This is a genomic window from Novosphingobium sp. (assembly GCF_036803765.1).
In the GTDB taxonomy this organism is placed as follows: domain Bacteria; phylum Pseudomonadota; class Alphaproteobacteria; order Sphingomonadales; family Sphingomonadaceae; genus Novosphingobium.
On sequence record NZ_DAIRTS010000025.1, the window covers coordinates 1 to 12,864 of the forward strand.

Consider the following 12,864-nt stretch of genomic DNA (forward strand, 5'->3'; position numbering starts at 1 on the left):
TTGTTGCACACCGCCGCCGCCTCCGCCGCCGCCGGTGTGCAACAAGGGTCCGTACATCGTGTTCTTCGACTGGGATAAGTCGGACATCACGCCGGAAGCCGCGACGATCCTGGACAACGCCATCACTCAGTATGGCAACTGCCAGACCGTTCCGATCATGCTCGCCGGTTACACCGACCGCTCGGGTACGCCGAAGTACAACCTCGGCCTCTCGAAGCGTCGTAACGACTCGGTCACGGCTTACCTGACGTCGCACGGCATCCCTGCCTCGACGATCACCAGCCAGGCCTTCGGTGAAGCCAACCCGCGCGTTCCGACCGCCGACGGCGTTCGCGAACTCCAGAACCGCCGCGTGGAAATCACGTACGGTCCGGGCTCGGGCATGTAAGTTTCGGATTTTTCCCAACTTATACCGAACAAGAACGAGGGGCCGGAGCAATCCGGCCCCTTTTTCGTTGCTGATCACAGGACGGGCGCGTCACCATTCCGCGGCCCCGTCGAGGAGACCACGCATGGCATCGCTATCCCACCGCTTTCGCCTTTTGATCCCGACGCTTGCCGCATGTGGCGCACTGGCCGCCTGTACGCAGGGCGACGGCATGAAGAGCACGCCGACGTCCACCCCCACGCCCAAGGCGCAGGTCGTCGCCAACGCCAGCCTGATGACGGCCAGCGGTGCCAGCGCGGGCACGGCGGAGCTGCTCCAGGGGCCCAACGGCTACATGGTTCATGTCGATGCCAAGGGCCTGCCGGCCGGGGTGCACGGCATTCACCTGCACACGACGGGCAAGTGCGATGCGCCAGGCTTTACCACCGCAGGCGGTCACCTCAATCCGATGGGCCATCAGCATGGCGCCGACAATCCCATGGGCTCGCACCTGGGTGACCTGACCAACCTGACGGTGAATGCCAACGGCATGGGCGCGCTCGATTTCGCGCTGCCGGGCATGACCGACATGGTCGGGCCGGCGCTGTTCGATGCCGACGGCACCGCGCTGGTGATCCACGCCGCGGCCGACGACTACAAGACCGATCCGAGCGGCAACAGCGGCGCCCGGCTCGCCTGCGGCGTGTTCGTGCGCCAGTAAGTCGGGACAAGAAGGTGCACCGCCGCCGCCTGCCGATCCGGCGCGGCGACGGTGCATCGGCCTATGGCCAATCTACCTGCGGTCAGGCCTGTGCCGACGGTATCTGCTGGCTGGCGCAGTGGAAGCCGCCACCGCCGACCAGCACGGCATCGCCCATCACGCCCACGGTGGCGCGGCCCGGGAACAGCGCCGCTATCGCCTCGACCCCGGCTTCGTCGTGCACCGAGCCGAACACCGGTACGACCACGACATTGGTGGTGATGACGAAGTTCATGTAGCTGGCGGGCTGGACCATGCCGCCCCACTCGATCAGCCCGGGCGAGGGGACTTCGATGACCTCGACGCCGAAATCGCGCGCGCGGGCGGCGGCATCGGCGTAGATCGCGGCATTGGGATCGTCCGGCCCGGTGGCCTGCGGCAACGCCAGGCGATTGGCGCCGACGAAGCGCGCGAGGTTGTCGACATGGCCGTCGGTATGATCGTTGATCAGGCCGTCGCCAAGCCACAGCACGCGATCGTAGCCGAGATCGCGGTGCAGCCGCATCTCGAGATCGACGCGCGAGAGGTGCGGGTTGCGGTTGGGATTGAGCAGGCACTGCTCGGTCGTGGCGACAAGGCCGGTGCCGTCGCCATCGAGCGCGCCGCCCTCCAGAACCCAGTCGGCCTTGGCCGCGACGAGGCCGGCACTTGCGGCCAGGTCCGCGCCGATGTCCTGGTCGCCGGGCATGAGGTACTTGCCGCCCCAGCCGTTGAACCCGAACAATTGCGCGCGGCGCTGCCCGTCGGGACCGGCGACGACCAATGGCCCGGTGTCACGCAGCCAGACGTCGCCATAGACGCGCTCCTCGATCGTGACTGCCGCGCTGGCGAGCCGCTCCGCCCGCATGCGGTTGGCGGCATCGCGCACCACCAGCCGGACCGGCTGGCCGCCATCGGCCACGGTGCTGGCGAATTGTGCGATCTGCTCCTGCGCGCGTTCCATCGCACCCGACCATTCGTCGGCCAGGTGAGGAAAGCCGACCCAGAGCCAATCCTGGGCAGCGAATTCGGGCGGCATGAGGCCGCCCGAAAAGGTGTTTGCGTCGGTCATGGCAAAAGCGCTTACTTCGCCTTGGTGACGGTTGCACGATCCGCATCGCGCACGGCGCGGAATTCGTCGCCGGGGTGCCAATTGGGCCAAGTCGTGCCGGTCGCCAACGCGCGGCCGAGGCGGTAGTAGAGCTGCACTTCCTGCGCCATGCCGGTCATGTCCCAGCTGTCCGAATATTCGTCGCTGGGCTGGTGATAGCGATGCTCGACATAGTCCTCGGTCGCGGCATTGCCCGCCGCCGTGCCGCCATTGACGAGGTCGGTACCCCGGCCCACCGCGAACATCGGCACGCCGCGCTTGGCGAGGCTGAAGTGGTCCGAGCGATAGTAATGGCCGCGCTCGGGGTGATCCTCGGGTGATTCGACGAGGTTCATGTCCTTCTCGACCTTCTTGAGGATCGCGGTCAGTTCGGACTTGTCGCCGCCGGTCACCTGCACGTCGCGCGTGGGCCCGATCACCGACAGCGCGTCCATGTTGACCCCGCCGACCGTGCGGGCAAGCGGATAGACCGGGTGCTGGGCGTAGTATTCCGAGCCAAGCAGGCCCGATTCCTCGAGCGTGACGGCAAGGAACACCTGGCTGCGCGGCGTCGGTCCGGCGCGGCGGTTCATGTCGGCCAGAGCCACGAGTGCGCCGATGCCGCTGGCGTTGTCGACCGCGCCATTGCAGATGTCGTCACCCTTGGCGTCGGGCTTGCAACGGCCGAGGTGATCCCAGTGGCCCGAATAGAGCACGTATTCGTTGGCGCGCGTGGTGCCGGGGATCACGCCGACGACGTTGTGCGACAGCGCCCGCGTCACGGTATTGTCGAACGACAGGTTGGCCTGGACGCCGAGCGGCACGGCCTTGAAGCCCTTTTGCTTGGCGGCGGCGGAAAGCGCGGCAAAGTCCTTGCCGCCGGCGGTGAAGATCTGCTCGGCCACCGGGCGGCGCATCCAGCCATTGGCTTCGGTCTGGTCGAAGCCCTTGTTCGCGGTCTGCACGAAGTTGCCGGTGCCGCCGCTGGATTCGAGCACGTTCCAGCCATAGGCGGCGGGGAAGGTGTCGTGCACGATGATCGCCGCCTTGGCACCATGACGCGCGGCCTCGGCATACTTGTAGGGCCAGCGGCCATACCAGGTCATCCGGCGGCCCTTGAACAGGCCGGTCTCGTCGGCGTTCTCGTAATCCGGGTCGTTGACCAGGATCACTGCGACCTTGCCCTTCATGTCGATGCCGGCATAGTCGTCCCAGCCCAGTTCCGGGGCGGTGATGCCATAGCCGACGAAGACCATGTCGGAGGCCTTGATTTCGGTATGCTCGGCTTCGCGGTACGAGCCGATCACGAAGTCGGCGCCGGGCTTGAACGACAGGCTGCCTACCGTCAGCGGGCTGATGTTCTTTGCCGCGATCGTCACCATGGGCACCGGCTGCAGCCACTGGCCGTTGTTGCCGGGCTTGAGCCCCGCGGCCTTGAAGCGCGTGACGATGGCGTCGAGCACCTGCTGTTCCTTGGGCCCCGCCGGCGCGCGGCCTTCAAAGGCGTCCGAGGCGAGCGTCTTGATGGTCTCGCGCATCATCGGCACCGGAACGCTGGGTACGACGGCAGCCCTAGTGACGGCACGGGCCTTGGCGGGGGCGGCCTGGACCGTCGTAACGGGGGCGGGGGCAGCGGTCGCCAGCAGCATCAGGGTCAGCGCACGCGCCGGGGATCGGATCATGGATAAGCCTTTCAAAGGGTTGCCGCAGGATACCGCTGCGGCGCATGGCCCACCTTGGCAGAGGGCGGACCTTGCGGCAAGACGAGCGCCCACCCGCACCCGTACCCCCACCCCAGGAGCAGACGTGACAGACCCTTCGGCGCTCGACTGGACGCAAGCCATGGCCCGCGCGCGCGCCGAGACCTCGTTCCTGTCACGCGGGCTCGATCGCCTGCCGGCGCTGGCGGAGTTGCTGGGGGAGGGGCGGATCGAGGAAGCGCTGGGCTGGGCAAGGATTGCCGGCGACGGCGCCGACGACGTGGGCGTGGCGCTGCGGCGCGAGCGGCTGGCGCTGGCGGTCGCGCTGGCGATCGGCGACCTTGCCGGGGCGCTGCCGCTCCGGCGCGTGGTCGAAGAACTGTCCGACTTCGCTGACCGCGCGCTCGATGCCGCAATCGCCGCCGGCATCCGCCGCCGCGCACCCGATGCCGAGCCCATGGGCTTTGCCGCCATCGGGCTGGGCAAGCACGGTGCGCGCGAGCTGAACTATTCGTCCGACATCGACCCGATCCTGCTTTACGACCCGGATGTGCTGCCCCGCCGCGCGCGCGACGAGCCGGGCGAGGCGGCGCAGCGGGTGGCGCGCGCGGTGGTCGAGCTGCTCTCGACCGTCACGGCGGAGGGCTATGTCTTTCGCATCGACCTGCGGCTGCGGCCGGCATCGGAAGTCAGCCCGCTGGCGATCCCGTTCGAAGGCGCGATCACGCACTACGAATCGAGCGCGCTGGCATGGGAGCGCGCGGCCTATATCCGTGCCCGCGCGGCGGCTGGCGACACGGGCCGCGGGCAGGCGTTCCTCGACACGATCCGGCCCTTCGTGTGGCGGCGCAGCCTCGACTTCGGCGCGATTGCCGAGATCGGGCGCCTGACCGCGCGTATCCGTGACCACTACGCCGCCGGCCAGCGGGTCGGGCCGGGCTACGACCTGAAGCGCGGACGCGGCGGCATCCGCGAGGTCGAATTCTTCGCGCAGACTCACCAGCTGATCCACGGCGGGCGCAATCCGGCACTGCGGCTGCGCGGTACGCGTCCCGCGCTCGACGCACTCGCCGCCGCCGGTCTCATCACGCCAGGCGACGCGGCCGTCATGGGCGACAGTTATGATCGGCTGCGCGTACTCGAGCATCGGCTGCAGATGGTCGCGGACCAGCAGACCCACCAGCTGCCGGCCAACCCCGACGCGCTCGATGGCGTGGCGCGGCTGGCCGGCCACGCCGATGGGCCTGCACTCGTCGCCGAAGTGCAGGCGATCTCGGCCGAGGTCGCCTCGCGGTTCGATGCGCTGCTGGCGATCATTTCGCCGACCGGCGCGGTGGCGGTCGACAATCGCAGCCTCGCCGAAGACCTCGGCGCCCTCGGCTTCGCCGACCCCGGCGCCCTGGCCCGCCGGGTCGAAAGCTGGGATGGCGGGGCATTCCGCGCGTTGCGTAGCGACGAGGCGCGGGCCGCCTTCGCGCGGCTGCGGCCGGCATTGCTGCAGGCCCTGGCCGATGCGCCCGACCCCGATCACGCGCTTTTGCGGTGGGAGCGGCTGCTGGCCGCATTGCCCTCGGCGATCAACGTGTTCCGCCTGCTCGAGGCGCGGCCGGCACTGCTTGCCACGCTGATGCGCGTGCTCGCCCATGCCCCGACCTTGGCCGAGGATCTCGCGCGCCGGGCTGACCTGCTCGACACATTGATCGACCGGTCGGCCTTCGCGCTGCCCGGCTCGGTCGACGAGATTGCTGCGGGGCTGGCCCGGCGCGAAGTGGGCGACGATTACCAGCGCTTGCTCGATGCCGTGCGGCGCAAGGTCGGCGAACTGCGCTTTGCGCTCGGCGTCCAACTGATCGAGGGATGCCATCCCCCCCTGGCGATCGCCGCCGCGCTCAGCCGCGTCGCCGAAGCGGCCATTCGCGTGCTGGCGAGCGCGGCCGAAAACGAGTTCGCGACCGCTCATGGGCATGTGCCGTGCGCGCGGCTGGTCGTGCTGGGCCTGGGACGGCTGGGCGGCGCTGCGCTCACGCACGCCTCCGACCTCGACCTCGTGTTCCTGTTCGGCGGCGATGCCGAGGCCTTTGCGCGCGAATCCGATGGGGCGCGGCCGATCGGCGGCACGCTCTATTTCAACCGGCTGGCGCAGCGGGTGATCGCCGCGCTGTCGGTGCCCACGGCCGCGGGGGCGCTGTACGAGGTCGACACGCGGCTGCGGCCCTCGGGCGCGCAGGGGCCGATCGCGGTCAGCCTCGACAGCTTCGAGCGGTATCAGCGCGAGGACGCCTGGACCTGGGAACACATGGCGCTGTGCCGCGCGCGCCCGCTCCACGGCACCGACGAAGATCGGGCCGTGCTCGACGCGGTCATCCGCCGCGTGCTGAGCCAGCCGCGCGACGAGGGCACCCTCAAGGCCGACGTGCTGGCGATGCGCGCGGAGATGGCCCGGCACAAGCCAGCCAAGGGCCCGCTCGACGTCAAGCTGGCGCGCGGCGGGCTGGTCGATCTCGAATTCCTCGTCCACTTCCTGCAACTGCGCGACCGCGTCGGGCTCGAGCCCGAATTGGCCAAGGCGCTGGCAGCACTCGAGGCGAACGGCTTGCTGCCGGCCGGGCTGGCCGAGGCCCATGCACTGCTGGCCGGGCTGCTCGTGGTGGTTCGGCTGGTTGCCCCTGATGGCATGTACCCGCCGGTTGCCAGCCGTGGCATCGTCGCCAGCGCCTGCGGCATGCCAAGCTGGGCGGCCCTGCTTGACGCGGTGACCGCCGCACGACATCGCATCGCGGGTGCCTGGGGCGAGGTGTTCGGCGAAGCCGCGGCCCTCGATGCCCTGGATGCCTCCATCCAGCCGAGCTAAGCGGAGTGATGACGATGAGCGATTTTCCCGGCGTGGGTGACACGCTGCCCGACTTGGCCCTGACCGCGCCCGACGGCAGCGCCGTGCGACCGGCGGACTTTGCCGGGCGCAAGCTGGTATTGTTCTTCTATCCCAAGGACGACACGCCGGGCTGCACCACCGAGAACAAGGATTTTTCCGAGCTGGCCGAACGGTTTGCCGCAGCCGACACGGCTCTGCTGGGCGTGAGCAAGGACCCGCCCAAAAAGCACGAGAAGTTCATCGCCAAGCATGGCCTTGCCGCCCCGCTGGCAAGCGACGCCGAGGCAGGCGGCCTGTCCGACGCGCTGGGCATCTGGACCGAGAAGTCGATGTATGGCCGCACCTACATGGGGATGGAGCGTACGACGTATCTCGTCGCCGCCGACGGCACCATCGCGCGGGTGTGGAACAAGGTGAAGGTCAAGGGCCACGCTGAGGAAGTGCTGGCCGCGGCTGAGGCGCTGTAAGTCATTCCCATGCCCCAGACCGAACCATTGCAGTCCGCCAGCGTCGCCCAGGCGATTCGTGCCGCGATGCTGACGGCCGACCCGCATGCCAAGGCCATGGCGACACGCGCGGTGGCGCGCGACTGGAAGGCGGGGACCCTGGCCTTCGTGTTCGACGTCGCCATGCCCGAGGTGCCGGCGCGCCCGGCCGAGCCGGTGCTGCTGCCGCCCAACGCCATGCCCAAGCGCGGACGCGGCGGGTCGGAGCGGGGCCGCATCGCGCTGGTCCATGCCCTTTGCCACATCGAATTCGTCGCGATCGACCTGGCGCTCGATGCGGCGGGGCGATTCGGCGCGGAGCAGGGGCCGGAATTCGTCAGCGACTGGCTTTCGGTGGCAGCGGACGAGGCGATGCATTTCGCGCTTCTGGCGCGGCGGCTGCGCAGCCTCGGCAGCCATTACGGGGCGCTGCCGGCGCACGACGGGCTGTGGGACGCAGCCCGCGAAACCGCGCATGATGTTGCGGCACGGCTGGCAGTGGTGCCGATGGTTCTGGAAGCCCGTGGGCTCGATGTCACGCCGCAGACGATCGAGCGGGTGCTGGCCGCGGGCGACGCCACGACCGCGCGAATCCTGCAGCGAATCCTTGACGACGAAGTGCGCCATGTCGCGTTCGGCACAAGCCATTTCGCCAGGCTCTGTTCGGCGCGTGGCGAGGACGCACCAAGCCTCTGGAAAACGCTGGTAGAGCGCCACTTCCGGGGGATGGTTAAGCCACCGTTCAACGACTCGGCGCGCCGCGCAGCCGGCTTGTCTCAAGAGATGATGGCGGCGCTTGCTTAAGAGCGGCACTCGCCGCTACCCCACGGACACGAGGTCGGCGGGGGGTCAATCCACCAATCTCTAAACAATGCCCAGCAGGCGATCCGGTTCCTCCGGACGAAAATGCGGGCAAGGTTTGCTGGGGGTCAGCACGCTGTCTGTGCGCTGTGCCGTCGCCAATTCTGGCGATGCCGTCGCACACGGATCGAACAGAGGTTGTACGGGTCGCAATGAAGAAAATCGCGTTCTCCGGTCTGGTTGCCCTCGGCACCACGCTTTGCATGGGCTTCACCGCACCCGCTTTTGCCAACAACGCCGCTTCCGTCGACATCGCTGCCCCGCTGCGCAGCGCCGAAGCGGCCCGCATCGGCGCCGCACCCGCCGGTGACGAGGAATTCTCCAAGCTGTTCGCCAGCTGGGAAGCGCTCGACGGCGGTATCGCCACGGCCACGCAGTCGCCGGTCGCCCGCAGCAACTCGGTCTCGATCCCGACGCTGGTTCCGATCAGCAGCGGCCGCGCGATGAGCAGCGGCTTCGGCCTGCGCAATCACCCGATCTACGGCGGCCTGCGTGCGCACAAGGGCGTCGACCTGCCTGCCGCCACCGGCACCCCGATCCGCGCCACCGCTGACGGCCTCGTCGGCAAGGCCGAGCGGTTCGGCGGCTATGGCCTCTATGTCCAGCTCGAGCATGGCGGCAATCTGGAAACCCGCTACGGCCACATGTCGCGCATCGCGGTCGCCGAAGGCCAGCGCGTCCACAAGGGCGACGTGATCGGCTATGTCGGCTCAACCGGCCATTCGACCGGCCCGCACCTCCATTATGAAGTCCGCGTCGCAGGCCAGGCGGTCAACCCGCTCGCCTACATGCAGCGCGACGACAACCTGCGTCAGCTGGCCAGCGCCGCCGACGCCAGCCAGATTCGCGGCTACCACGCCGCAGGTGCCGAAGCCGACGGAGAAGAATAAGACGCGGCAAGGCGATCTGCATCGAGAGGATGCGGGAAGAAGGCGGCAGCGATGCCGCCTTTTTTCTTGCGCGGCGCGCGGGCGAGCGAAGTGTGCCTTACCGGTGATCGGCAACTCCCTTACTTCGTCACCCCGGACTTGGTCCGGGGTCCAGCTTGTGGCCTGCTGGCCGCGTCGGGTCGGTCCTCCCACAAGTCAGCGGGACCCCGGGTCTTCGCCCGGGGTGACGGAGCTGCTGTGCGCGTCGTTCGCTTCAGGCGCAGCACCAGGGTCCGGTCTGCGCCCGCCCGCCCAGGGCGGTTCAACCGATCACGAGCGACTTTGCTTATGCCGGGCTTAACCTTCGCCCTATAAGGGGACGGCATGACCCAGACCGTCCTCCTCGTCTTCGGCACGCGGCCCGAGGCCATCAAGATGTTTCCCGTGGTCCACGCCTTGCGCGCCGATCCGCGCTTTCGCGTCGTCACCTGCGTCACCGCGCAGCATCGCGGCATGCTCGACCAGGTGCTGGAGATCGCCGGGATCGTGCCCGATCACGATCTCGACGTGATGCGCCCGGACCAGACCCTCGATGGTCTCACGGCGGCGCTGCTCACGGGCATCGGCCGTGTGCTCGATGCGGAAAAGCCCGACCGGGTGGTGGTGCAGGGCGATACGGCCACGGCCATGGCCGGCGCGCTTGCGGCCTATTATCGCAAGATTCCGGTCGCGCATGTCGAGGCGGGCCTGCGCTCGCACAACATCTATCATCCCTGGCCCGAGGAGGTGAACCGCAAGATCATCGGCTCGATCGCCACGCTGCACTTCGCACCGACCGAGACCGCCGCCGCCGCGTTGCGGGCAGAGAACGTCGCGGCCGATACGATCCACGTCACCGGCAACACGGTGATCGACGCGCTGCACTGGGTCAACGCGCGGATCGATGCTGCGCCGGATCTCGCCGCCGGGCTCGCCGACCTCGAATCGCGGTTTGCGGGCAAGCGCCTCATCGGCGTGACCAGCCACCGGCGCGAGAATTTCGGCGGCGGGCTGGAGGCGATCGCCGGTGCGGTGCGCAATCTGGCCGAGCGGCCCGATGTCGCGCTGATCTTCCCGGTTCATCCCAACCCTAACGTGCGCGCGGTGATGGATGCGGCGCTGGCCGGGCTGCCCAATGTCGCGATGATCGAGCCGCTGGACTACCCCCATTTCGCGCGCCTCCTGGCGATCTGCGAGATCATGTTGACCGACAGCGGCGGCGTGCAGGAGGAGGCGCCCGCGCTGGGCAAGCCCGTGCTGGTCATGCGCGAGACAACCGAACGGCCCGAGGGCGTCGCCGCGGGCACGGCCCGGCTCGTCGGAACGGACCGTGCGCGCATTGTCGCCGAAGCCACGCGGCTACTCGACGATCCCGTCGCCTATGGCGAGATGGCGCGCGCGCACAATCCGTTCGGCGATGGCGAGGCTGCGGCGCGGATCGCCAAGCTGCTGTAAAAACATCCATCGACGCCTGCGCGTCGGGTTGTCACGGCTAATGGTAGCGCTACAATCGGCTTCGGAAGAGGAGAAGCCGTGGATATTTCGCGCAGGCACGTGATTGCCGGATCAATCGGGGCGACGCTCGTCCCGGCGAACCTTCCGGCGCGCACCGCCGCGACGGGGGAGGCCGAGGGCGATCCCCATGCCAATACCTTATGGTATCGCCAGCCGGCTGCGGTGTGGAACGAGGCGCTGCCGCTGGGCAACGGGCGGCTCGGCGCGATGGTCTTCGGCGGCACGGCGCAGGAGCGCATCCAGGTCAATGCGCAGACGCTGTGGGGCGGGGCGCCGCACGACTATGACGGGGCGCCGCGCGATGCGCAGCTGGCGCTGCTGCGACAGGCGATCTTCGATGGCAACCTGGCCGAGGCGGAGAGGCTGGGTGAGGGTTTCCTCGGCGATCCCAAGGTGTTGTGCCCGTACCAGCCCTTCGTCGATCTCGGGCTTGGCTTTGCCGGGCATGACGCGGCGCAGGACTATCGCCGCTCGCTTGACCTCGCGCGCGGCGTCCACACCGTCAGCTATCGCGTGGGCCAGACGCGTTTCCGGCGCGAGTGCTTCGTCTCGTTTCCCGACAAGGTGCTGGTCGTGCGGCTCAGCGCCGATCGGCCCGGCGCACTCGATGCCGCGATCGCGCTGACATCGAAGCTGCCGGGTGTCGTGGTGCGTCGGGACCATGCGGGCGGGGCGGGCGGATCGCAGGTGCGCGGCGCGGACGAGATCGTGCTCGTCCTGGCGGGCGCCACGAGCTTCCGCCGCTACGACGACATTTCCGGCGATCCCGCCGCCGATACACAGGGCGCGCTCGGCGCCGTCGCGACGATGCCCTGGACCCGGCTGCTCGCCCGGCATGAGGCGGACCACGCAGGGCTGTTCGGGCGCGTCGACCTGTCGCTGGGCGATCCCGCCACGGCGGCGATGCAGCCGACCGACCTGCGGCTCAAGGCCTATGCGGCCGCGCCCGATCCGGCGCTGGAGGCGCTCTATTTCCAGTACGGGCGCTACCTGCTGATCGCCTCGTCGCGGCCGGGCGGGCAGCCGGCCAACCTGCAGGGGATCTGGAACGACGAATTGCTGCCGGCGTGGAGCAGCAAGTGGACCACCAATATCAACCTGCAGATGAACTACTGGATCGCGGAAACCGGTGATCTGTGGGACATGCAGGAGCCCCTGTGGGACCTGATCGCCGACCTTGCCGAGAGCGGAACGCGGACCGCGCGCAACTTCTACAAGGCGCGCGGTTGGGTGCTGCATCACAACACCGACCTTTGGCGCGCAACCGCGCCGGTCGACGGATCGTGGGGTATCTGGCCGATGGGCGGGGTGTGGCTGTCCAACCAGATGTGGGACCACTACCTGTTCAGCGAAGACCGCGCGTTCCTGGCGCAGAAGGCCTATGATCCGATGCGCGGCGCGGTGCTCTTCGCGCTCGATTTCCTCGTGCCCGCACCGGCGGGATCGCCGCTCGCAGGCCATCTCGTCACCTGCCCGTCGATCTCGCCCGAGAACCAGTATCGCAAGGACGGGGCGAGCCATTACCTGACGTATGCCGCGACGATGGACATCGCGCTGCTGGACGAACTGTTCGGCAATTTTGCCGAGGCGGCGCGGCTGCTGGGCCGCGATGCAGAGCTGGCCGAGGCCGCGCTGGAGGTTAGGCGCCGCCTGCCGCCGGTGCGCGTGGGCGCGCGTGGGCAAGTGATGGAATGGGCCGAGGACTTTGCCGAGGCCGAGCCCGATCACCGGCATACCTCGCACCTCTACGGGCTTTATCCTGGCCGCGCGATCACGCCGCAGCGCACGCCCGCGCTGGCCCGCGCCGCCGCGCGCACGCTGGACTTGCGCGGCGATGGCGGCACCGGCTGGTCGATGGCCTGGCGCACCGCGCTGCGGGCGCGGCTGGGCGACGGGGCGCATGCGCACACCATGCTGCGCGCCCTGATCGGGCAATTCACCTTGCCCAACATGTTCGACGTCTGCCCGCCGTTCCAGATCGACGGCAACTTCGGCGGTCCCGCGGGCATGGCCGAAATGCTGCTGCAGAGCGGGCGGGGCGAGGTGTCGCTCCTGCCCGCGCTGCCACCAGCGTGGGGCCGCGGCACGGTGCGGGGCCTGCGCGCGCGCGGCAATCTCAAGGTCGACATGCGCTGGAGCGACCATGCCCTGACCCATGCGGTAATCCATGCGGCGCGGCCTGCGCGGCTGGCCGTCACGGCGATGGGGCGAACGCAGGACGTGGTGTTGCACGTGGGGGCCAACCCGGTGCGGTTGGGGTGAAGTCCATGCGGATCCTCCCTATGCCAAAGGCATGGGGAGGGGGACCGCCGGCGCAGCCGGGGGTG

General features: G+C 68.9%; 10 protein-coding genes. 8 read left to right on the top strand and 2 right to left on the bottom strand.

Features of this window, described 5'->3' with window-relative positions; translation table 11 throughout:
- On the top strand, positions 1 to 388 hold a 388-nt coding region (locus V7Q48_RS14855), incomplete at its 5' end, for an OmpA family protein (protein ID WP_333839056.1).
- A 124-nt stretch (positions 389 to 512) separates the two neighbouring features.
- Positions 513 to 1,088, top strand: coding sequence for a superoxide dismutase family protein (locus V7Q48_RS14860; RefSeq protein ID WP_333839058.1), 576 nt, complete (start codon positions 513 to 515; stop codon positions 1,086 to 1,088).
- Between the two features lie 82 nt (positions 1,089 to 1,170).
- Here V7Q48_RS14860 and V7Q48_RS14865 read toward each other — a convergent pair whose 3' ends face one another.
- Positions 1,171 to 2,178 carry an agmatine deiminase family protein gene (locus V7Q48_RS14865; protein ID WP_333839059.1) on the bottom strand — a complete coding sequence of 336 codons (1,008 nt, stop codon included), beginning with the start codon at positions 2,176 to 2,178 and terminating at the stop codon, positions 1,171 to 1,173.
- Between the two features lie 11 nt (positions 2,179 to 2,189).
- The gene (locus V7Q48_RS14870; protein ID WP_333839060.1) at positions 2,190 to 3,878 is read right to left on the bottom strand and encodes a M28 family peptidase; all 1,689 of its coding nucleotides are present in this window, start codon (positions 3,876 to 3,878) and stop codon (positions 2,190 to 2,192) included.
- 160 nt (positions 3,879 to 4,038) lie between these two features.
- Between V7Q48_RS14870 and glnE the strand changes: the two genes are divergently transcribed.
- From glnE to V7Q48_RS14900, 6 genes are all read left to right on the top strand, one after another.
- Positions 4,039 to 6,747, top strand: a complete 2,709-nt coding sequence (gene glnE, locus V7Q48_RS14875; protein WP_333839143.1) for a bifunctional [glutamate--ammonia ligase]-adenylyl-L-tyrosine phosphorylase/[glutamate--ammonia-ligase] adenylyltransferase — start codon at positions 4,039 to 4,041, stop codon at positions 6,745 to 6,747.
- 14 nt (positions 6,748 to 6,761) lie between these two features.
- Positions 6,762 to 7,235 (top strand): peroxiredoxin, encoded by a 474-nt coding sequence (locus V7Q48_RS14880; RefSeq protein ID WP_333839061.1) that lies wholly within the window; start codon positions 6,762 to 6,764, stop codon positions 7,233 to 7,235.
- Between the two features lie 9 nt (positions 7,236 to 7,244).
- Positions 7,245 to 8,057 carry a ferritin-like domain-containing protein gene (locus tag V7Q48_RS14885; RefSeq protein ID WP_333839062.1) on the top strand — a complete coding sequence of 271 codons (813 nt, stop codon included), beginning with the start codon at positions 7,245 to 7,247 and terminating at the stop codon, positions 8,055 to 8,057.
- Between the two features lie 209 nt (positions 8,058 to 8,266).
- On the top strand, positions 8,267 to 9,004 hold the full coding sequence (locus tag V7Q48_RS14890) for a M23 family metallopeptidase (RefSeq protein ID WP_333839063.1): 738 nt from the start codon (positions 8,267 to 8,269) through the stop codon (positions 9,002 to 9,004).
- A 363-nt stretch (positions 9,005 to 9,367) separates the two neighbouring features.
- The gene (gene wecB, locus V7Q48_RS14895) at positions 9,368 to 10,477 is read left to right on the top strand and encodes a non-hydrolyzing UDP-N-acetylglucosamine 2-epimerase (RefSeq protein WP_333839064.1); all 1,110 of its coding nucleotides are present in this window, start codon (positions 9,368 to 9,370) and stop codon (positions 10,475 to 10,477) included.
- A 78-nt stretch (positions 10,478 to 10,555) separates the two neighbouring features.
- Positions 10,556 to 12,799 (top strand): glycoside hydrolase family 95 protein, encoded by a 2,244-nt coding sequence (locus V7Q48_RS14900; protein ID WP_333839065.1) that lies wholly within the window; start codon positions 10,556 to 10,558, stop codon positions 12,797 to 12,799.
- The last annotated feature ends 65 nt before the right edge of the window (positions 12,800 to 12,864 follow it).

Excerpts from the sequence above, each read along its gene's own strand:
- V7Q48_RS14890 (WP_333839063.1), top strand. The coding sequence starts at position 8,267 with ATGAAGAAAATCGCGTTCTCCGGTCTGGTTGCCCTCGGCACCACGCTT.
- V7Q48_RS14870 (WP_333839060.1), bottom strand. The coding sequence starts at position 3,878 with ATGATCCGATCCCCGGCGCGTGCGCTGACCCTGATGCTGCTGGCGACC.
- glnE (WP_333839143.1), top strand. The coding sequence starts at position 4,039 with ATGGCCCGCGCGCGCGCCGAGACCTCGTTCCTGTCACGCGGGCTCGAT.
- V7Q48_RS14885 (WP_333839062.1), top strand. The coding sequence starts at position 7,245 with ATGCCCCAGACCGAACCATTGCAGTCCGCCAGCGTCGCCCAGGCGATT.
- wecB (WP_333839064.1), top strand. The coding sequence starts at position 9,368 with ATGACCCAGACCGTCCTCCTCGTCTTCGGCACGCGGCCCGAGGCCATC.
- V7Q48_RS14880 (WP_333839061.1), top strand. The coding sequence starts at position 6,762 with ATGAGCGATTTTCCCGGCGTGGGTGACACGCTGCCCGACTTGGCCCTG.
- V7Q48_RS14860 (WP_333839058.1), top strand. The coding sequence starts at position 513 with ATGGCATCGCTATCCCACCGCTTTCGCCTTTTGATCCCGACGCTTGCC.
- V7Q48_RS14865 (WP_333839059.1), bottom strand. The coding sequence starts at position 2,178 with ATGACCGACGCAAACACCTTTTCGGGCGGCCTCATGCCGCCCGAATTC.